The following is a 23,509-nucleotide window of genomic DNA, read 5'->3' on the forward strand; positions in this document are numbered from 1 at the left end:
TTTCTTTTTATAATAATAACATCGGCTAATTCGATATATACCAATAGTCAACTATCAAAAATTAAAGCTGTATAAGCGAGGGAAGAATGTTCCTCGTCAGCATTTTAGGAGTATTTATACAATGTTTAACAATATGTTAGGGAAGTACAAAGGTTTGATTGCGCTTTCAGCATTAGCTAGTGCGCTAACGGCATTTGCAGGTGTTTTTTTAATGTTGCAAATAAGAAATGAAGTCACGCTTGAGACTACACAGAGTATTTTAGAACGTGTGCAAATTTATGGTCTAGGTGTGTTGGGTTTGCTTTTTTTTGGTTTGCTATCACAGTATTTACTCGCTCGATTGAGTACATCTATGGTATGTAAGTTGAGAAATTCAATGGTGAACCGGGTATTAGCAACGAGTTATGAGCAGCTAGAGCGCATTGGGGGGCATCGTATTCAAGCGACAATTACTAATGATATTAGCAGTATATCCAGTGCGATGACTTTGGTGCCTATGTTTACCTTTCATTTAACAATGGTAGTGCTGAGCTTCTTCTATTTATTTTATTTATCTCCAGGACATTTTTTCCTTTTGGCGTCTTTTTTAACGGCTGCAATTACGGTTGCCCAGTTTATTATTAATAAAGTTGGTGATAAATATAAAGAGTTGCGTGAGAGTGAAGATGTTCTTTTTGAAAACTTTAAGGCTTTGGTTGATGGCGGCAAGGAATTAAGCTTGAATCAGAGTCGTAAAAATTATTTTTATAAAAACGTAACCATGCCAGCGACAAAAGAAATTCAAAATCAGGATTTAAAAGCACAACTATACTGGAGTCTGAATAATAACTGGACATCAGCCATGTTATTTTTAACTTTAGGTGTTATCGCTTTTTCAGCGAGTATGTTTGAATCTGCAAGCATTGGCGATATTGTTGGATATGTCTTTATTATTACTTATTTAGTCGGACCCATTAATTTTCTGATGAATACCTTTATGCCTATTTCAAAAGGAAAAATAGCGTTTAATAAAATTGAAAGCCTAAACCTTGCACCAGAGTATACCCACGAGGATGGTTCACAAGTTAATGAACCAAGAAACGAAAAACAATGGAATAAGATTGAAGTTAAAGATTTGGAATATAAGTATGAAAGTGAAGATGGTGCTTATGAATTCTCTGTTGGCCCTATAAATTTAAATTTTAACCAAGGTGAAACGGTATTTATTATTGGTGGTAACGGAAGTGGTAAGTCTACATTTGCTAAATTATTTACGAGTTTGTATACCGCAGATAAAGGCTCAATACAGGTTGATGGCAAGGCGCTAACCACTGAAAATAGTCAATGGTATCGTGATTATTTCACCACTATTTTCTCAGATTATTATTTATTTAGTGAAGTGTTAGATTCAAAAGGGGAGTTAGCGGTTGATGAAGATATTCTTAAGCATTTAGAAAATCTTGGATTATCGGATAAAGTTACTGTGTCAGGTGGTGTATTGAAAACAACTAAGCTATCTATGGGACAAAAGAAAAGATTAGCTTTATTATTAGCCTACATGGAAGATTCACCTATTTACCTTTTTGATGAATGGGCTGCTGATCAAGACCCTTACTTCAGACATTATTTTTACACTGAATTACTGGCTGAAATGAAAAGCAATGGTAAAACGGTTATTGCAATCACCCATGACGACAGATATTTTAACCTTGCTGATAAAGTCATTAAGTTTGAAAATGGCCAGGCGGCAGAAGTTGGTAAAACGGATGAACTTTTCGCCGAACCATTGAAGGCGTCAGCGTAACCATTTTACTTTTCCAACTAAGAATAGAAGCTAAAGTGCCATAAAGTTAATAAGTTTGAAAATGGACAGACGATAATATTTTGTATAACGGATGAAGTTTACGCAGTAGCATTGATGTCTGTACAGCCAAATGGAGCATCGCTGCGGTGGCCATTATGTTGTTTATTGTTGTTAGTAAGGCCTGTTCATTTTATATTTTTTGTGGGTTTATTATTAAATTTATTTTCATTATTTCTAATAATATCGTCAAAATATGAGTGAGTGTAAACAGCACATTAATGCATTTTAAGAGGGGGTCAAAGGAACGATAACATTTTAGCTACTTCAGTTTTATCTAAATGAAATAATAATGAAATTGCAATTCGATTTTTTTCCTTGTTCACACAAGTTAATTTCGCGTTGTTATAACACCTGATTGTACTAAATAAATTGTTTAATTGTGTTTTGAAAATTGATATACGCGATCCACTTGAAGATGCTCTTTTCAGGAAATCGGAGCGAATTATAATTAAGGCATATTTTTTGTTAAGAGTTATTCAGGCGAATATGCGCCTGCATTCTCTTCTAGGTTATCTCCATGTAACGTCCTTAAAAACAAAGGTAACGACGAATAGAGTTTGCTCAACCTCCACCTAATGGCTTGTTTATAAAAGTTTTAACCTACGTTATTGATATCGACAATAGAATAACTGTTCTCTTTAATGAATGCCTTGTCTAAGGCCTTTATAATTCTAGATTCATTTTAACTGGGAGAATATTCACAAAGAGTATGTGTTAAAAAGCAAAGTTTTTCTTTATCACTTTTAATGTCAGTAGCTAAGGCATAATATGCTTTTTGGTCTAGTATGGATTCGCCCTAATTAGCTACATTGAAATATAAGTCATTATTATAGAGTTCAAACCTTTGGTCAGGGCCAATATCTTAGGATTTTGTTCTACTACATTATTTCTATGGCATTCAGTTCTATAATTAATACTTTGTCAATTTAGGCAATTATTTTTATTGAATTTTCTATTTCTGTTAGATTGTTAAAAATCTGATTTTGCATCTCTATATATAATAAATCCTTTAAAAGGTTTATTATTATTCCTTATATTCATTAAGCTAAATAAAATATCATGCGCACGAAATATTAAGACTCTCATTCACATTAACCCAAAGTGCTACTGATCTTTCAATACCAATCTGCATTGATTTACCATCGCCCATCCGACGTGTTTCTACTCCCAAACATCTTAAAATTCTTTCACAAGCAACAGTAGTAACTAATACATACGATTTAATGCCTTTTTTTTGAGCAAAATCATAGAACGACTTAACAAGCTGAGCGGTTGAATTACTCACCATACTTTTATCATTGTTAGTGAATGCTTTATCGACTGTGAATCGGCTGATTTCCCATACATTCTCCTCATGAGGAATATTTTCACCTCGCATTAATTCAGGGAAGATGTTACGCAACATGTAAGAACCTTCAGTAGGTAAAGCTCTCCAGCAACCAACAACTTTCTCGTTTTGATCTGTCATAGCAATGTGGGTTACATCTAGTTTATCAAACTCGTCTTTTTCTAAACCGTTTTCACAGTTAACTTCCCAGCTTAATCTGGTTTTAAATGTATCATAGCGTAGGCGATAAACATCGTTAAGAAGATTGTTATTGATCGTACTGTAGTTGTTGTTGTTTGGTTCAATGTAGTGAATATTTGTCATTTTGGTTGTCTATAAATTGTGTAAATTTGATACAACCACTTTAAACGTTAATACAATGTTAATTTAGCTGTCAGAAATGACAGTCCCCTTTGTATCAGGATTGTTGTCGTCTCTATTGATTTTATAAATAAATAGGGGGTGGTAAGGTTAAGTGATTGTATTATAAGATATGTAGCCAATTTAAATAAGCAGTATTAAGTAAACTCAGTCAAAGTGCTTTGTCAGTTATAAAGTTTGCAGTGCAAGAAGGCATAAATATCTCAACCCTGTATATAATTCAAAGTGCAGGATTTCAGCGTAAATTAAAATGACTTTAGTGAAGGAAAATGATTTAAGCATAGTCATTCTATGTGTTGATTAGTTAACGCAGTATCAAGTCACTTTAAATCCATCGACGAAGCGCTTGAGTCATATCGCTTCATCGATGCTGTGATTCATAAGGGAATAACCATTACGTCATCACCGCGCCTTGAGTTGAAATTTCTCAAGCACTCTTGGTAACGGGTATAGTTGTCAAAAGCAATTTAATACCTCAGGTTTAAGTGTGACAAAAGTTAGTTAACCAGATAACTGGTCAAGTAGAAAAAATTTGCGATTGCACAAGAAACCGCTACATTTTAGGCTGTTGAGTTAAGTGAGTATTATCGAGTTAAATGTTTGTATTCTTAGCAAGTTAAAGCATTAAAACTAGTCTGTATTGCTTTAAAAATCTAGTAAGCAGGAAAAAAGACTAAAGACTACGCCATAGCAAAAGTCTGATAAAAGTCGTATTAAGGAATTAGAGCGAGAGCTACGCAGAAAAGAAAAAGCTTTAGCAGAAACGGTCGCATTACTTGCATTAGGAAAAAAGTTAGACGCCATTGGAAGGAAAAAGAGGACAGCTGATTTCGTTGACTGATAGGTAAAAGCATGCACAGTTGGTCAGTACCGTTGTAACGTCAGGTGTGAGCCAAAATAAGGCTAGCAGTAATGAAGTCCGAGCCTGGGAATAAACTAATAAAACAGAAAGGCAAGCCGTAATTGATGTTTGTAACCGCCAAAATTTTGCCTCACTAACGGCAAAAAAAATATTACCGATACTAGCTGACAGAGGTGAATATATCGAATCAAAGTCGAGTTTTTACCGTATATTGCATGCTGCAACACCGAGGTAAAGCGAAGCCGAGAAATATCCTCAAAAAGCCAACAAGTTATACGACTAAAAAAGCGAAAGAAGTACGGCGTTGGGATAACAGTTACAGCCGTAATGTAGTCGGTTGGGAAGTTCAGGCCAATGAAACAGGTGAGCAAGCGGCGGCACTACTAGAGTACAGCGTTTGGGCAGAGAAATGCTAGAAGAAAGACGTCGTGTTGCACTCTGATAATGGATCACTCATGAAGAGCCTTACTTATAGCGAGCTAAGATGTACGATTTAGTTGTTGTTGTTATTGTTATTGTTGTTGTCTCACGCAGTCGACCAAGGGTAAGTACCGTTGATCCATACTCAGAACCACTACTTAGTACGGTAAAGTATCACCCTAGTTGCGCTAGTGAAGGTTTCAAATCGTTAGATGAAGCCTGTAAATGGGTAAAAGCGTTTGTTTATTGAGGGAACAATGAGCATCGTCATAGTAGAATAAATTTGTCACGTCATGGCAGAGACACTATAGTCTTGATGTTCAAATAAGAGTAAAACTGTTAGCCAGTAGGCGCTGTGGAATTAAATTCAGAGTAACACAAAGAAGCTGCTTAATAATTTAGGTGACAACTGTCTTGATAAACACCAGTAGTGGGGCAGAGCGGACTTACGGACCACATTTAAACTGTTTTTTGACAAACTTATTGACGCTAAAATGACAAATACTATTAACTATTTCTATTGTGATAAACTTGTTTTTTAATTTCGACTTTCAGAGGTTATTAATGCATTTCTTCTGTGTTGTCATGTTACTTCTCCAGTAAAGTGCTAGAGATGAAATTATGACTTGCGCAAAAAACAAGTAAATTGATTGATTAAGCGTATACCTTTAATCGTTGTTTGAATTAAGTATCAGCTACGTGCAGATACCACCAATGTTAAAAACATCTGAGCATGACTAATATTTATGAGAAATCAGGTAGAGCTATTATCTGAAGTATTTAAGAACTCAATCATGTCTTGAATACTATTAATAAATTTTTTCATCAGCATGGGTGGCATATTCATCTCTAATTGCACAGTTTGATTATTAGGTTTCTCATGACTACGGTTATTAATGGTAGTTATTTTGAAATTTGTATTTTCTACTAAAGGGAGGAGGGGAACCTTTTCAAGTTTGATTTTTGATCCCTTTTGTAATTGTTTTACATTCTCTGGAAATTCAGGAATGGCCAATAATAAATACCCTCGTTTGGGAATGGTTCTGATGTATTTAGGAAATTTAATATCATCTTCCAAATACTTTCTTATTAAAGAAATCGTTCGATTAATTGAATTATCACTAGCAACGGTATTCGCCCATACATGCTCAGAAAGTTCGTCCCTAGTGACTATTCTATTTGGGTTTTTTGACATATAAGCTAAAATTTCAACAACTTTTGGTTCCACATTAATACAAGTATCACCTTCACATCTGATTAACTGACAAAGAGTAGGCTGAATAACCCATGCACCAATAATAAAACATTTTTCATCCCATTCTTTCATTTCACGTAATCTCTTTTTTAACATCAATGTTTTCTGCTAATTAAGTCATCTTAAATGCAAAGTATTAACTTCTTAGCGCTAAGATACACTTTTTGTCTTTAAATGGTTAACTGCTGGATCTTACAGCTTTTAACTAAAGTTTCGTTTATGGGGACTTTACCCAATATGAAATGGCCGCCTAAAAGAATTAAAAAACAAAGATAATATATTTATCATAAAAACATAAAGTGTCATAAATAAACGCGTGGTAACGTGTGCATCATTCTCGTACCAGTCCCTTATCTTACTCTTAGGTGCTGAAGATGAACTCAATTCAGCAGCTTTCCGATAACAAATATAGCTGTGTGGATTAGTACAAAAATTACCCGTATTGAGGCATGTGTTATGAAGTTACAGTTATTCTTATCCGAATTGAAACAAAAAGGGATCTTACTCTCTATTACAGAAGGTAAGCTCAAAATTAAAGCAAAAAAAGGACTTTTAACACCTGAAATAAAATCCCAGATTCAGTCATTTAAAGAAGACATTATAACTTATCTTAGTCAGGAAAAACTTACTGCACTCGATGATGTGAGTGGTGATATTCCATTATCTTTTGCTCAGCAACGATTGTGGTTTATTGACCATCTTGCCCAAGGTAGCCCTGAATATAACATGCCTATGGCGCTTAAAATAACAGGTAACTTTGATACAGATGCAGCAGAAAAATCGATCCACCGTATTATTGTGCGGCATGCACCTTTGCGAACAGTTTTTGAAGAAAGAGTACCAAGACCTGTTCAAATTATTAATAACGATTTCGAGTTTAAACTCATTCATCATGATCTGACATCAAAAAATGAAAAAACACAGCAACAACAAATACAAAAATTGTTTGAAGAAGATTGCAATAAAACCTTTAATTTAAAGCATGACCTTATGGTCAGGGCATCTTATCTGCACCTTTCCAACCAAGAAAAAACAAGCCAGGGTGTACTGTTATTCAATATGCACCATATTGCTTCAGATGGTTGGTCAATGAAAGTGTTACTGAAAGAATTTGTCATTCAATATCAGTCTATTATTCAGGGTAAACCAGATCCGTTAGCACCTTTAGCAATACAGTATGTCGATTATGCTTATTGGCAAAGACGTTGGTTGGTTGGTGAAGTGCTGGAGACTCAATTAAATTATTGGAGTACACAATTATCAGAACTACCTAGCGTTCATAGCTTACCGCTAGCCTCTCCTAGAAAAAAAAACAGTGCTCGTCAAGGCGCAGTGGTAACAAACAAGTTAGAGACTAACGTATCACAACAGCTATTAAAAATAGCAAAAGATAATCAATTAACGCCTTTTATGTTATTACATGCAGGGATCGCTTTAGTATTATCTCGTCATAGTAATAGCAATGACATTGTACTCGGTACTCCCGTGGCTAACCGCGTACAACCAGAGTTAGAGCCTTTAATTGGTTTTTTTGTAAATACTTTAGTGTTAAGGGCAGATACCGACCATGACATGCTTAGTGATTATCTGGCACATATTCGGACAATTAATTTTCAGGCTCAATCTTATCAGGACATTCCATTTGAGCAACTTGTTGAATATTGTAATACCCCTAGAAGCAACCTGCATTCACCGTTATTTCAAATAATGTTTTCCATGGATACTACAAGTAAAAACAGTAAGTTATCCCTGTCAGGACTTAGCTTTACTTCTCTGGAAAGCGAATCAATCATTGCAAAATTTGAATTGAATATTACCGCTCAAGTATCAGATGATGGTATAGCTTTTTCATGGGTTTATGACACTGCATTGTTTGATCAAACATACGTCCAAATCTTAAGCGAACACTTAACACGTTTATTAAACAGCATAGCTGAAACGCCTGACGCTAAACTTAAAGATTTAGCCATGCTATCAAGACCAGAGATGCACTACCTGACCAATGAATTGAATAACAGTAAAACTGATTACGTTCAAAATAAATGTATCCACGAATTATTCGAAAAACAAGTACAGCAAACGCCCGACAATATCGCGGTGATTTTTGAAGATAAACAGCTAACTTATAGAGAGCTCAACGAAACGTCGAATCAAATTGCTAATTTTTTGCTTTCACAAGGAGTTACATCTGAAACTTTAGTAGGGATTTGTCTTGATCGTTCCTTTGAAATGATTGCTGCTTTATTGGGAATACTGAAATGTGGCGGTGCTTATGTGCCAATTGACCCAAATTATCCTCAAACCAGAATCGACTACATGTTAGAGGATACTATGTTAACGCATTTACTCACTCAATCGACATTAGCAGATAAATTCAATTCGATTAACGATGGTCAGTTAACTGTTTTAGATTCGTTGACTACAGCTGAAAATTTGCAAACATTTTCAACATTAAATCCAGAGAAAAACAAAGAGCAAAATTCCGTAAACACCGCTTATGTGATTTATACTTCAGGTTCAACAGGGATGCCTAAAGGAGTATTAACCCCCCACATTGGCGTTGTCAGGCTTGTTAATAACCCTGAATTTATCACCTTAGATGAATCAACACGATTTATGCAAGCAAGTTCGATTTCATTTGATGCAGCTACGCTTGAAATTTGGGGGCCATTACTGAATGGCGGTTCTTGTGTTTTATATCCTGAACGTCAAATAGATCTAACCGTATTAAATCAAACGTTAGAAAGCAACCAAGTAAACAGCCTATGGCTGACTGCGGGTTTATTTGAACAGTGGAGTCATGTTGCTAAAAATATGAGATCATTACACTGGATATTAGCCGGTGGTGACATACTTGACACAACCAGTGTAAAACGCGTTTTAGATTGCTTACCTGATGTTACGGTTGTTAATGGCTACGGCCCGACAGAAAGCACAACATTTACCACCTGTTATCCTATGTCTTATGGAGACAAATCCCTAATAGAAAACAGCAGACCTTCAATTCCAATTGGCAAACCAATAAACGGTACTTCACTCTATGTATTATCTCCCGAAGGACACCTTGTTCCTCTAGGCTCGGTTGGTGAACTATACATAGGTGGCACAGGCCTGGCCAGAGGCTATTTAAATCAACCTGAAATGACGGCTGAAAAATTTATTTCGAATCCCTTTAGTGATGATCCTGAAGATCGCTTATATAAAAGTGGCGATTTAGTTCGTTATCTTCTTGATGGTAATTTAGAGTTTGCCGGACGAACAGACGATCAGGTTAAGATCCGAGGATTTAGAATTGAATTAGGTGAAATTGAAATTCAATTATCACAGTGTGACAGTGTCGCTTCATGTTTAGTATTGGTTAGAGAAGATGAACCGGGACAAAAACGTATTGTCGCTTACGTCACACCTTCTGTTCGAAAACAAGACCAAGAATCATATGAACAAGCATTAATACCTGAACTAAAAGCACATCTACAACAAAATCTACCTGCTTATATGATGCCTTCTGCTTTCGTTATTTTAGAAGAGTTTCCTTTAACATCAAATGGTAAGGTTGACAAAAAAGCGTTACCAGCACCTGATGACACATTATTACAGGGTGAATACATAGCCGCTGAAACACCAACCGAACAGGCGTTAGTTAATACATGGTCATCTTTACTTAAAATTAAAGCTGACGACATTAGCGTGAACGCTAACTTCTTTGAGTTGGGAGGACATTCTTTACTCGCCATTCGTTTGGTCGCAGAAATCAGAGCTCAATTACAGCAAGAATTACCTATTAAATTTATTTTTGAATCATCGACTATCCGTGCAATGGCTAATTATATTGATGCAGGCAGCACTGCACAATTAAGACCAGAAATAACCGCAAGTTTACGCCAACCGTGGCAAGCCGTTTCAGCTTCATTTGCCCAACAACGTTTATGGTTCATCGACCAGATTCAAAGCGGAAGTTCAGAATACAACATCCCTGTGGCCATTCAAATCGAAGGGGACTTTAATGTAGATATAGCCGAAAAAGCCATTACCCGTATCGTTGCCAGACATGAAAGTTTACGCACCATCTTTAAAGAGGAAGGTGGACAAACCCTACAGTTCATTCAACCTGATTTTGAATTTAACCTTATTCATCATGATTTAACGCAACTGGATGAGAAAATTCAACAGGAAAAAGTAAAAAATTTACTGACAGAAGACAGCCTTAAACACTTTGATCTAAGCAACGACTTAATGGTTAGAGCGGCTTATCTGCAACTTTCAACACAACAAAGCTCAGACACAAGTACAATTACAAAAGGTGTACTGTTATTTAACATGCACCATATTGCTTCTGACGGCTGGTCACTTGGCGTTTTATTGAAAGAGTTTGTTGCTCTGTATCAATCAATTATTCTAGGAAAACCTGACCCGTTAGCACCTTTAGTAATTCAATACGCTGATTACTCCCTTTGGCAAAAAGAATGGCTGGTTGATGAAATATTGGCAGATCAACTAAGTTATTGGACACAAAAACTAGAAGACGTACCTGCCATACATAGTTTACCACTTGATCATCCAAGATCAGAAACACCTAGCCACCAAGGTGGGGTTGTCACAAACAAGTTAAATGCCGACGTAGCACAACAACTACTGCAAATAGCAACCGATTATAAATTAACACCATTTATGTTACTGCATGCGGCATTAGCGCTTGTGATATCACGACATAGCAATAGCCATGATATTGTTATTGGTACACCTGTGGCCAACCGTTTGCAGACAGAACTGGAACCACTCATTGGTTTCTTTGTTAATACATTGGTATTAAGAACCGATGGACGCCACGAAGCACTGGCAGATTACTTAACGCATATACGCACCATTAATCTTGATGCTCAAGCGCATCAGGATATTCCTTTTGAACAGTTAGTTGAACATTGCCAAGTCCCGCGTAACACGCAACATTCTCCATTATTTCAAATTTTATTTACGATGAACACGAATGAGACAAATCAATTATTAATCCCGGGTGTTAACTTCACACCATTATCCAGCGAAACAATTGTTTCCAAATTTGAATTAGATATCAGTGCCCAAATTAACGACAACGGTATGAGTTTTTCCTGGGTTTATAATACAGCATTGTTTGATCAGGCCCACATCGAAACCTTGAGCGAACATTTAACCCACTTGTTAACCAATATTGCAGAAACCCCTGACGCTAAGCTTAAAGATTTAACCATGCTCTCCATATCGGAAATGCATTATCTGACACATGAATTAAATAACATCAAGACGAATTATTCTCAGGAAAAATGTATCCACGAATTATTCGAGATACAAGTTCAAAAAACACCCGACAATGTCGCAGTAGTATTTAAAGATAAACAATTAACTTATAAAGAGCTGAATCAAGCTTCAAATCAAATCGCTCATTACCTTCGTGAACAAGGCGTTAGAACTGAAACTCTGGTGGGTATTTGCCTTGACCGCTCAACTGAAATGATTATCGGTTTATTGGGCATACTTAAATCAGGCGGAGCCTACGCACCCATTGATCCGAATTATCCGCAAACCAGAATTGATTACATACTCAAAGATACCGGATTAACACATTTAGTGACTGAATCTACTTTGTTAGAAAAATTCAGATCAATTAACGATGGTCAGTTAACTGTTTTAGATTCGTCGACTACAGCTGAAAATTTGCAAACATTTTCAACATTAAATCCAGAGAAAAACAAAGAGCAAAATTCCGTAAACACCGCTTACATAATTTATACTTCTGGTTCAACTGGGATGCCTAAAGGAGTATTAACCCCCCACATTGGCGTTGTCAGGCTTGTTAATAACCCTGAATTTATTACCTTAGATGAATCAACACGATTTATGCAAGCAAGTTCGATTTCATTTGATGCAGCTACGCTTGAAATTTGGGGGCCATTACTGAATGGCGGTTCTTGTGTTTTATATCCTGAACGTCAAATAGATCTAACCGTATTAAATCAAACGTTAGAAAGCAACCAAGTAAACAGCCTATGGCTGACTGCGGGTTTATTTGAACAGTGGAGTCATGTTGCTAAAAATATGAGATCATTACACTGGATATTAGCCGGTGGTGACATACTTGACACAACCAGTGTAAAACGCGTTTTAGATTGCTTACCTGATGTTACGGTTGTTAATGGCTACGGCCCGACAGAAAGCACAACATTTACCACCTGTTATCCTATGTCTTATGGAGACAAATCCCTAATAGAAAACAGCAGACCTTCAATTCCAATTGGCAAACCAATAAACGGTACTTCACTCTATGTATTATCTCCCGAAGGACACCTTGTTCCTCTAGGCTCGGTTGGTGAACTATACATAGGTGGCACAGGCCTGGCCAGAGGCTATTTAAATCAACCTGAAATGACGGCTGAAAAATTTATTTCGAATCCCTTTAGTGATGATCCTGAAGATCGCTTATATAAAAGTGGCGATTTAGTTCGTTATCTTCTTGATGGTAATTTAGAGTTTGCCGGACGAACAGACGATCAGGTTAAGATCCGAGGATTTAGAATTGAATTAGGTGAAATTGAAATTCAATTATCACAGTGTGACAGTGTCGCTTCATGTTTAGTATTGGTTAGAGAAGATGAACCGGGACAAAAACGTATTGTCGCTTACGTCACACCTTCTGTTCGAAAACAAGACCAAGAATCATATGAACAAGCATTAATAGCTGAGTTTAAAGCTTATTTACAAGAAGGTTTACCTGCTTACATGATGCCTTCCGCCTTCGTTATTTTAGAAGAGTTTCCTTTAACATCAAACGGTAAAGTTGACAAAAAAGCGTTACCAGCCCCTGATGACACATTATTACAGGGTGAATACATAGCCGCTGAAACACCAACAGAAGAGACATTAGTTAATATCTGGTCAAATTTACTTAAAATTGAAACTGATGCTATTAGTGTCACCGCTAATTTCTTTGACTTAGGTGGACATTCTTTACTTGCAGTTCGCTTAATCTCGGAAATTCGAGCTCAGTTACAGAAAGAACTACCCATTAAATTGATTTTTGAATCATCAACAATTCGCTTGATAGCCGCGCACATTGATTTAGGTACTAATAGGCCTAGGCCGTTAAGAATGTCAGTAACTTCTGTTTCACGTCAAGAAAATCAGCCTATAGTTACCTCTTTCCCTCAGCAACGCTTATGGTTTATAGATCAATTAAGTAATGGTAGCCCAGAATATAATATGCCGATGGCAATGAAAATAATGGGTCAGATAAATCTACCTGCGGTCGAAGACTCAATCAGTGAGATTATTCAGCGCCATGAAGTACTACGAACCGTTTATATCAATACCAAGCAAGGCTCAATGCAACAAATCCAGAATGAATTTGATTTTATCTTACATCGACATGATTTATCACATTTAGCACCAGCCTCACGCCAATCTCAATTATTAGCCTTAATTGAAGCCGATAAACTGACCGCGTTTGATTTAACACAAGACTTAATGGTGAGAGCAAGTTTTATTCAACTTGAACAAAGTGACAAACAAGAAAAATGCAATGGCGTATTATTATTTAACATGCACCATATCGCCTCAGACGGCTGGTCGATGGAAATATTTGAGCACGAATTCCTTCGCTTGTATTCAGCATTCGATCAAGGATTACCTAGTCCATTATCGCCATTATCTATCCAATATGCTGACTATGCACATTGGCAGCGAAATTGGTTACAGGGAGAAGTGTTAGATTCTCAACTGAATTACTGGCAACAGCAGCTAGAGGACTTACCTTCAGTACATAATTTGATGTTGGACTTCCCTAGACCTGAGGTAAAACAATTTTCAGGAAAAGCAGTGTCATCACAATTACTAACAAAAATTGGTGATGCCCTTACGCGGTTAGCAAAACAATATCAAATAACCCCGTTCATGTTATTACACAGTGCACTGGCTCTAGTATTATCACGCCACAGCAACAGTCAGGATATTGTCATCGGCACACCGATTGCCAATAGGATGCAAACGGAACTTGAACCATTAATTGGTTTCTTCGTCAATACATTGGTATTAAGGCTTGATACTAGCCATCAAGAATTATCAGATTATCTGGCCCATGTGCGTCAAGTCCATCTGGATGCTCAGTCAAATCAGGACGTACCGTTTGAGCAATTAGTTGAGCGATTGAACTTGCCCAGAAGTACCGCCCACACCCCATTGTTTCAGGTGATGTTTTCAACCAATACAGATTATGGGCAAGTTGATAAAAAAGACACTGTTCAAGCCATGTCTGGTGTCACATTATCACCTTTATCGTCAGATTCAATCACGGCAAAATTTGATTTGGATATTTCTATTGAATTAAATGATAACGGCGTACGAATAAATTGGATCTATGACCAAGCGATTTTCAGTGAAGCTCATATCTGGGAATTCAACGACCATTTATGTCGATTATTAACCGGATTAGCTAAATTAGAGACAACTCAACTTAAACCGACAATCGCAAATTTACCGATGTTATCTGACAATGAATTAGCAGAAAGGTTAATGACCGCCAATGGTGAGAAAATTAGCTGCCCTGAGTCATCATGTATTCATCGGTTATTTGAAACACAAGCACAAAAGAATCCTGATGCCATTGCCCTGGTTTTTGAAGAAACACAAATAAGTTATGCTGAGTTGAACCATAAAGCAAACCAACTTGCTTTTTATTTAATCGAGCAAGGGATCACTCCAAATACTTTAGTTGGTTTATATCTGGAAAGATCCATTGAAATGGTGATTGGCATATTAGCCATATTAAAAGCGGGCGCGGCTTATTTACCATTAGATCCAGCTTACCCGGATTCACGCATTAACTATATGCTGGAAGATTCGCAGCTAACAACCGTATTGACTCAACGTCATTTGGCAGCGAAATTACCAATTAAAGAGCTGAACATCCTATGTTTAGATGATGAATTGCTACAATCACAGCTTCAAGCTTATCCATCCAATAATCCGACAATTGAAGCACTTACCGTTTCAAATCTGGCTTATGTTATTTATACCTCTGGTTCAACAGGTCAACCTAAAGGAGTAACTATTAGTCACAGTAATGTGAATCATTATGTACTGGCTGCACAGCATTATTACCACATTAGTGAAAAAGATAATGTGCTGCAATTTTCATCTATCAGCTTTGATATTTGCGTAGAAGAAGTATTTACCACACTGAGCTTTGGAGCCAAATTGGTGTTACGAAGTGAAGCTGTACTCGAAGGCGGACAAGGTTTTTGGGATTTCATCAATCAAAATGAAATCAGTGTTATTTCACTTCCAACGGCTTTCTGGCACTTACTATCAGCAAGTCTCGATGGTTCTTATATTGAAATTGCTAAGGAAAACTTACGTTTGTGTATTATTGGAGGTGAAGGTTATCAGGCGAATCAAGTTGAGCACTGGCGTAATAGTGTGAATATACCACTGTTAAATAGCTATGGACCAACAGAAGGAACCGTAGTAGCCACCGTTTATGACCTGCTGGAACAACCTATGGATCATGTAAAACAGCAGCGAATTGGTAAACCACTGGTAAATGCTCAATGTTATGTATTAGACCAACATTGTCAGCTACAACCCAAAAGCGTGGCAGGTGAACTTTATATCGGTGGCTTAAGTGTTGCGCCTGGATATTTGCACCAGGTAGCACTCACCGCAGAACGATTTGTTAACAACCCGTTTTTTAATGCTGAAAACCCCTATAGCAGCAAAAAACTTTATAGAACTGGTGACTTAGTACGTTATCTTTCTGATGGTAATCTGGAATTCATTGGACGAACAGACGATCAGGTTAAGATCCGAGGATTTAGAATTGAATTAGGTGAAATTGAAATTCAATTATCACAGTGTGACAGTGTCGCTTCATGTTTAGTATTGGTTAGAGAAGATGAACCGGGACAAAAACGTATTGTCGCTTACGTCACACCTTCTGTTCGAAAACAAGACCAAGAATCATATGAACAAGCATTAATAGCTGAGTTTAAAGCTTATTTACAAGAAGGTTTACCTGCTTACATGATGCCTTCCGCCTTCGTTATTTTAGAAGAGTTTCCTTTAACATCAAACGGTAAAGTTGACAAAAAAGCGTTACCAGCCCCTGATGACACATTATTACAGGGTGAATACATAGCCGCTGAAACACCAACAGAAGAGACATTAGTTAATATCTGGTCAAATTTACTTAAAATTGAAACTGATGCTATTAGTGTCACCGCTAATTTCTTTGACTTAGGTGGACATTCTTTACTTGCAGTTCGCTTAATCTCGGAAATTGAACAAACCTTTAATAAACCATTGCCGATGACAAAACTTTTTTCAGCGCAAACATTAAATAAACTTGCTTTATGTATTGACGAACTCATTCATGAAAATGACGAGCAGCCACTCAACCCCATAAATAATTACGATATTATGTCGTTTGGAAATAACAATCACTTGACTAAAATATTTATGGCTCCTGCATTAGGTACTATGGCGATCACATACCAATTTTTAGTTTCACGTTTAGACCATTTGTTTGATGTTAAACTGTTAACCACCGCAGCTATTGATGAACAACATGGTTTTACAGAAGATTTATCACTAAACATAGATGAACGGGTTAATCTCTGGTACCTGGCAATTAAATCAGCTCAACCATCGGGAATATACCGATTGGTGGGTCACTCTTTTGGTGGCGATATCATGTTCGAATTAACAAAGCGTTTAGAGTCTGAAGGTGAGAAAGTTGAACTGATATTACTTGATGCCTATCTTGATAGCATGACTTTGACTTCTACAGAAAAAACGTCAAGCAAAGAAACATTGGCAGAAATATTATTAGGTAGCGAAATTATTGATGAAATATTAACGCGTGAAAAACTTACCAATATCACGCAAAGTATTCTGTATTCAAATTTAATTAAGTTACAGCTTTTACCTGAAAATATTTCAGAAAATAAATTTGATATATATTATCAAGCCGCACAACGTCAGCTAGCGTTGGCACAAAGCCACAAAATATCCGGCACGTTAATTGGTAAAGTTACATTAATAATGGCTAATACCGGACTAGCAATATCTGCTGACAAAACCGCGGTTGTAGAACGAATACAATCAGTAAGCAAAGAAAAATTGTCAATAACTACGAGTGAGGGATCTCACTACTCTATGGTGTTCAAATCAGAACTGGCTAACAAAATAGTAGCAACTTTTAGTCAATCAAATCTGACAGTTCAAGAAAAAAAATCAGAAAAGGTTTTAAATTAAAAACAGTAACAAACTAGAACAGTTCCTAATTTACATGCATGGATTGTTCTAGTACTGGTCAAAATAATTCACACTTCAAAAAGCAAAAATAATATATTTATCATAAAAACATAAAGAGACCTCATTACCTGCGTGATAACTTGGCTAGCATATTTGTGCAAGCACCTTATCAGTTATCAATAACATAAATGATGTCTGACAGCATGAACACTATTGTAAAAATAAACGTTTAATACCAGCTGGTTATGCTAATTGGTATCTTGATAAAAATTATTATGTTACTAAGTTATTGATCGGAGAATATAAGATGTCAGATGAAACACTAGAAAATCGAAATATAAGTTCAGAGAGGGGAAAAGCATTCCCTATACGACCATTTGTACCTTTTATCGCCTTTATGCTTATTTTAAGTCTATTTTATGTGATGCTTAAAGGTATGAACCCGCCAACGCCAAATTTACAGGCTGCGCCAAACGAGTTTTCAGCATATCGTGCATTCGATATAGTGAAAAATTTAGTTGCAGACGGACCAAGAAATTCAGGGTCAGTAGGTCACCAAACCGCCCAAACTAAAATAATAGATCAGTTAGAGTATTTAGGTTTTGAAGTTCGCGTACAGAAAACGTTTAATTGTCGCCAGATTACTTGTATGCCAATTACCAATATTATGACCCGAATTGAAGGTACTGAAAGTGGCCCTGCGGTAATGTTAACGGCCCACTACGACACACACCCGGCAACTTTAGGTGTTGGTGATGATACTGCTGGTGTTGCCTCTATTCTAGAAATTGCACGAATAATTAAATTAGAAAAACCGTTTAAAAATCCTGTAGTACTACTTTTTTCTGACGGTGAAGAGCTAGGTTTAATTGGCGCAGATGCTTTTATTAAAGAAGACTCTTGGGTAAAAGATATCGCGGCTGCGATTAATATTGAAGCACGCGGTAACCAAGGACAAAGTTTATTATTTGAAACCAGTGCAAACAATGCGTGGTTAGCCAGTGCTTATGCTGACGCAGATATAAAACACTCAGCATTCTCGTTACTGTATGATATTTACCAAAATATGCCTAACGATACCGATTTAACCCTTTATAAAAAAGAAGGAATGATCAGTTTAAACTTTGGTCTTGCAGAAGGTCGTGGCCACTATCATACCGAACTGGACAATTTAGAAAATTTTTCACTGGGTAGTTTACAACATCATGGCGATAACGCCCTCGCCATGCTTAAAGTATTAGCTAATGCTGATTTAGTTAATCCACCCAAAGGAAATGCTATGTATATGGATTTCTTTGGCGGTTCGATGATTGTCTTATCAGTGGCATTTGCTATACCATTATCATTACTGGCATTCGCTATTTTTATCTGGGCATCTACCCGCTCAATAAAGGCTAAAGACACCAGTAAAAAAGCACTGGTTATTTCGCTTCTTGTCTGGCCATTATTAATAGCAGTGGCGACAATATCAGGTCTGATATTAACAAAGTTAGTTGCAATAGTAGCTGGTGCTTACAACCCTTGGGACGCTTTCCCTACTCCTGCTCGAATAGCTATTATAGTTTTTACTTTACTATCCGTTATTTTCACACTTAAAATTTTTGTAAAACACATTAACGTAACTTCAATGATGTTGAGTAATGGTATTTGGTGGTCAGTAATCGCAACAGTTTGCGCAATGTTTTTACCGTCATCTAGCATAATATTTATATTTCCAGCGTTGATTTCAGCCCTTTTATTCATATTAATCCAGAAAAAATCTAAGTGCTACACAGAAATTTATACCGTAATTTCTACACTTGTAGCGACTTTGTTTTTCCTCAAAGTTGCCCTTTTAATTGAAGTGGCATTCGGTTTCAATTTACCACTAGCCTATAGTTTTTTTTGGGGGCTGATTTTTATTGGCTTAACACCACTGTTTATTGACAAAAGTTACACAAAAGCCAATAAAATCATCAACGTTCTCACTTTTATTATTCTATTGGCATCAATCGGCATTGCTTCTATGGTGCCACCTCATTCAGAATTAAGACCTCAAAAAGTTGTATTAGTGCACTTTGAAGACATGAACGAAAAAACAAGCAATTGGATAATTAGCGATACCAGAAACCCATTACCGAAAAAATATCTGACCGAAGCTAAATTTGAAGAAGAACGTGCCAAAATATATCCTTGGTCAGTTAGTGATCGCTACCAGAAAGCAGATGCAAGCGGTGAATCAGCACCGGAATTTAAACTGTTAAGTTCAGAAAAAACAGCTAAGGGGCGTAAATTAACTGTTGAATTTAGTACATTGCGTCAGGCAGATGTCGGCTGGTTTTTCCTTCCACGTTATCCTGATTTTGAAAAAGTGATTATAAATGGATCTAAAGTGCCACTTGAATACCAAGCGAGCTCTCCCTCTAAAGAATGGGCTGTTAATGTGCATAACCTAAAACAAGCACCTGTTATAATCGAGCTATATGTTAGTTCCTTAGAGCCGTTTGAAGTGATGATAATGGATGATAAGCATATAGTGTCTGACGAAGGTAATATAATTTTTGATGCAAAACCTACAGCTGTCGCGATAGATACATCAGGTAATAAACACCGTATTTTAAAACGTGTAATACTTTGATCTAACTGCTGTTAAGTAGTAAAAATAGCGGCACTCTTTATTTCCAAGTGATTTGGGTATGTAGATACCGCTATTTTTTAACAACTGAATTTAAAAAGTTTAGTGAAGCATATTGATAACAAATTGAAATAAGATGTAATATGAAATAATTTATGAGTGGGATCAACATCAAATGAATATTGGAATTTACATTTACGATAATGCTGAAGTACTCGACTTTTCTGGCCCGTTTGAAGTTTTTACAACGGCTTCTCGTGTATGCGAAGGGAGTGAGCCTTTCAATGTTTTCTTAATTAGTCAATCAGGCGATACGGTTTTAGCAAGGGCTGGATATAAGGTTATTCCTGATTACAGCTTCCATAACCATCCTGAAATTGATGTTTTAATCGTTGTGGGTGGCAATCATTCTGATGAAATAAACAAAACTGATGTACTAAGCTGGATTTATTCACAATCAATAAAATCATCAATAGTCGCTTCTGTATGTACAGGTGCCTTTTTATTGGCACAGGCTAAAGTACTCAAGACAGATAAAGTAACAACCCACTGGGAAGACATTACTGATTTAAGACAAATGTTTCCTAAACTAGATGTAGTAGAAGATGTTCGATGGGTCGATGAGGGTAGACTGATCACCTCTGGTGGTATATCAGCAGGAATAGAGATGAGCCTTCAACTAGTTAACAAACTACACAGCAAGACATTAGCTGAAAAAACAGCTAAACAAATGGATTTTTTGTGGGGCGTTGTTGATTAAATAATCGAACCTTTCATCAAAGTGATGATCAGATCATTTACTATAAAACTAAAAAGCACTATCTGATGGGAAAGGCAAAGAACAAAATCACTAATTGGTATCAATACAACCGAGCATTAACTCAGCGTGGCGCTATTACTTGCTCGATTGATGATTCTTCCATAGACGCATAGCACTTTAGTAAAAGAGCAAAAAACGTCAAGATCACCTAATGCATTAAACGGTGTTTTTCAAGGCAGTTGGTTCTAAATTAGTAATATTAAATTACCTATTCATATATTTTATCGTCACTTGAACAATCTATATTAGAAATCATTTTTTGAATAATGATATTTACTTTTTGGATAACAATATTTTTGTTGTGATTAATAAAAAAGTGATATCGAGGAATTAGTGGATATCTGCTGCCGGTTAGAAAAATTCCTCCCTACTTTGCAAATTAGAATAAGTTATATCATTATCTCTCCCACCAAATATTGATATTGGGCAGCTAAATATAGTTTTTAAAGAGTAACAATAGGTATCAGCTAATGTAAAGTCTGATCTAAGGAGCGGCAGTAATTTCTCATTAACTATTTATTGTCAATTATTTTTTTAGGGGTCCATTAATTCCTTCAATTTCAGCAATGAATTCTTTTTCAGGTAGCTTATAAATGGGTTTTCTTCTTGAAGGTATATGTGGACCTGAACTACCAGAAGCAATAAAGTGTGAAGGTAACCTAAGTCCAAATTCCATCTCTAAATAGCTGCTTTCAAACAAAAGATTTGCTCGAGCTGGCGACTTTACAGCAACCAGCTCTACTTCTTCTGGTAACCAATTGCTCTATGAAAAATAAGTCGGCGCATTTCCTCCAGCATAAGGAAAATAAATTACTTTTAATTTTGCATCTGCTTTACGTTGGGTATAACAAACCATTTTGATTCAGGACTTAATATTGTGTTTTGTTTAATAAATATTTGAATGAAGACTATCATTTTATTTTTATAATAAAAGAAATTTTTCTCCAATTAGGTTCGTAAAGTGCGCATTTAACCCTAGATTCTAACAAGGCTGAACATAATCATCATCAAGCCCTACCATATTCATACTAACTACTAACTACTAACTACTGACTTATTGTATTGTAATTGTCTATGAAACTACAAAAATTTATTAGATCATTACACATATCAGAAACTAAACCTAAATGACTAAGGACTTTGGTTGAATACGATGCCATTCTTTTTTATTACTTAAATATAAGAATGGGGATGAATCTGTAATTAAAAATTATGTGAATAACCTGATACCTACTCCCCTTTGGGGGGGATTCATATTAACTTCGCTATTAATTTACTGTCTAATGAGGCAGTGGCGAGATTTCATATGAATATCTATAATTAGGATCCTAATTTAAAGAAATATAAAAACATTATGGTATCCAGTAAACAAGGTCAAGACAAACTTCCGATGGCTATGGTTTCGACCATAGACAAAGCTTTAAACTTATCTAATCGTTCTGGGGTGGCTTGGCTTATATACGATATAAATAATATAGTGACTACGGGAGCTAGCATGGTTGGCTATCCGCAAACATCGTTAAAAAACGACTTAGCTAAAGTGGAAAATGCACATGCACTTTATTTATCTTGTCCGCCATATCCATTATTTATTGAACCAGAGGAGTTATATGAACTGATTGAGGTAAATGGAATAAAACAGCTGCATATACCAAAGATCAAGGCTGATTGGTGGTCAGAATTAGTAAGTAATAACAGTATTGAAGAATTAACAAACTGTCATGTTATAGAGTATCCAATAAATAATATTGGGCAACAAATTTACCACGGGCCATATACAATTCTCACCAAGAACAGACCATGGGTGAAGTGTGTTACTGTAGCCTCAATGGACGGTATAGATATAAATTTAAGTAAGTCAGGATCTTACAAATGTATAAAGTCAATAATAAATTCAATAATAGAAAAAAATCATGCTGTAGCTATTGAATCTGGAACTTACGAAAAAGATAGCATAATACTAGTAAATAAAGCTAAAGCGGAAATAGCCACATATGAAATAAGTAGTGTTAAGGACTTCAAAAAAACATTAAAATTTCAAAATTTATTACAACAACCCACCTTAACTTTAATTGCTGGCACAAATATAATGAAGGAGCTATTGGCATTAGACTTGATTGATGAGGTTGTATATTTCTTTTTATTTTTGAACATAGAGACCATAGACAGACAAGAAGAAACGCGATCGGTTATGCCAAAACTCACAGGTTGGAATATTACAGACACGGAGTCTTTCAAACAGGGGGTTAAGATAAGTTTTTCACGAACTTTATTTTAATTTAGGTGTAAATTGAATAACAATTTAACTGCCTATATCGTGCTGATAATTACCATCAACATGAATGCTAGTCAATACAACGCCTAAGCGCAAGCGTTAATAACGCTAACCATTGGTAAGGCTAACGTCAGCTTGCCAAGTACAACTTCCGCTGCCTATTTAAGCCAATTGTTACGAGCATTAGTTTTATGAAATGCGCCAAGCCGTGATGCATAGTAAGCGGGCTTTATTCGTTTTAGCAAAAATGCTTAGAAAAACAAAAATTCAAATGGCCGAGTAATATCAACCACACTGAATTTTTATTAACAGATGAGTAACTCAGCTGATTCTTATCAGGGTATGATATCCTTGGTCACCAAGAATTACATTATCATTCGATGATCTAATTTCCTGGTCTTACGCTTTTTTTGCAGTCAACGATCATTGACA

At 36.2% G+C, this 23,509-nt stretch carries 8 protein-coding genes and 2 pseudogenes; 7 read left to right on the forward strand and 3 right to left on the reverse strand.

The window, feature by feature from the left end; all coding sequences use genetic code 11:
• Positions 1 to 121: 121 nt before the first annotated feature.
• Positions 122 to 1,783: a cyclic peptide export ABC transporter gene (locus H4J52_RS13600; RefSeq protein WP_182223792.1), complete on the forward strand. Its 1,662-nt coding sequence runs from the start codon at positions 122 to 124 to the stop codon at positions 1,781 to 1,783.
• A 1,117-nt stretch (positions 1,784 to 2,900) separates the two neighbouring features.
• On the opposite strand, the gene H4J52_RS13605 is transcribed toward H4J52_RS13600, so the two are convergent.
• Entirely contained in the window at positions 2,901 to 3,494 is a 594-nt protein-coding gene (locus H4J52_RS13605) for an acyl-homoserine-lactone synthase (protein WP_182223791.1), read from the reverse strand.
• Positions 3,495 to 3,999: 505 nt separating this feature from the next.
• Between H4J52_RS13605 and H4J52_RS20530 the strand changes: the two are divergent.
• Positions 4,000 to 5,169: pseudogene (locus tag H4J52_RS20530) on the forward strand (IS3 family transposase); the annotation flags it as partial.
• Between the two features lie 418 nt (positions 5,170 to 5,587).
• Here H4J52_RS20530 and H4J52_RS13620 read toward each other — a convergent pair.
• On the reverse strand, positions 5,588 to 6,160 hold the full coding sequence (locus H4J52_RS13620; protein WP_182223788.1) for a winged helix-turn-helix domain-containing protein: 573 nt from the start codon (positions 6,158 to 6,160) through the stop codon (positions 5,588 to 5,590).
• Between the two features lie 384 nt (positions 6,161 to 6,544).
• On the opposite strand from H4J52_RS13620, the gene H4J52_RS13625 reads away from it, so the two are divergent.
• From H4J52_RS13625 to H4J52_RS20055, 4 genes and pseudogenes are all read left to right on the forward strand, one after another.
• Positions 6,545 to 17,368, forward strand: a complete 10,824-nt coding sequence (locus H4J52_RS13625) for a non-ribosomal peptide synthetase (protein ID WP_182223787.1) — start codon at positions 6,545 to 6,547, stop codon at positions 17,366 to 17,368.
• 307 nt (positions 17,369 to 17,675) lie between these two features.
• The gene (locus H4J52_RS13630) at positions 17,676 to 19,985 is read left to right on the forward strand and encodes a M28 family peptidase (RefSeq protein ID WP_182223786.1); all 2,310 of its coding nucleotides are present in this window, start codon (positions 17,676 to 17,678) and stop codon (positions 19,983 to 19,985) included.
• Between the two features lie 172 nt (positions 19,986 to 20,157).
• Positions 20,158 to 20,742 (forward strand): DJ-1/PfpI family protein, encoded by a 585-nt coding sequence (locus tag H4J52_RS13635; RefSeq protein ID WP_182223785.1) that lies wholly within the window; start codon positions 20,158 to 20,160, stop codon positions 20,740 to 20,742.
• A 65-nt stretch (positions 20,743 to 20,807) separates the two neighbouring features.
• Positions 20,808 to 20,912 (forward strand): annotated as a pseudogene (locus tag H4J52_RS20055) (IS5 family transposase); the annotation flags it as partial.
• Positions 20,913 to 21,328: 416 nt separating this feature from the next.
• On the opposite strand, the gene H4J52_RS13640 reads toward H4J52_RS20055, so the two are convergent.
• Positions 21,329 to 21,502 (reverse strand): hypothetical protein, encoded by a 174-nt coding sequence (locus H4J52_RS13640; protein ID WP_182224929.1) that lies wholly within the window; start codon positions 21,500 to 21,502, stop codon positions 21,329 to 21,331.
• A gap of 654 nt (positions 21,503 to 22,156) precedes the next feature.
• Between H4J52_RS13640 and H4J52_RS13645 the strand changes: the two genes are divergently transcribed.
• Positions 22,157 to 23,080: a hypothetical protein gene (locus H4J52_RS13645; RefSeq protein ID WP_182223783.1), complete on the forward strand. Its 924-nt coding sequence runs from the start codon at positions 22,157 to 22,159 to the stop codon at positions 23,078 to 23,080.
• Positions 23,081 to 23,509 lie beyond the last annotated feature (429 nt).

Origin of the sequence: Colwellia sp. MB02u-14, from assembly GCF_014076915.1 — a bacterium.
Taxonomy (GTDB): Bacteria; Pseudomonadota; Gammaproteobacteria; order Enterobacterales; family Alteromonadaceae; genus Colwellia_A.

Coding starts and splice junctions, on each gene's coding strand:
- H4J52_RS13600 (WP_182223792.1), top strand. CDS start 122: ATGTTTAACAATATGTTAGGGAAGTACAAAGGTTTGATTGCGCTTTCA.
- H4J52_RS13605 (WP_182223791.1), bottom strand. CDS start 3,494: ATGACAAATATTCACTACATTGAACCAAACAACAACAACTACAGTACG.
- H4J52_RS13620 (WP_182223788.1), bottom strand. CDS start 6,160: ATGAAAGAATGGGATGAAAAATGTTTTATTATTGGTGCATGGGTTATT.
- H4J52_RS13625 (WP_182223787.1), top strand. CDS start 6,545: ATGAAGTTACAGTTATTCTTATCCGAATTGAAACAAAAAGGGATCTTA.
- H4J52_RS13630 (WP_182223786.1), top strand. CDS start 17,676: ATGTCAGATGAAACACTAGAAAATCGAAATATAAGTTCAGAGAGGGGA.
- H4J52_RS13635 (WP_182223785.1), top strand. CDS start 20,158: ATGAATATTGGAATTTACATTTACGATAATGCTGAAGTACTCGACTTT.
- H4J52_RS13645 (WP_182223783.1), top strand. CDS start 22,157: ATGGTATCCAGTAAACAAGGTCAAGACAAACTTCCGATGGCTATGGTT.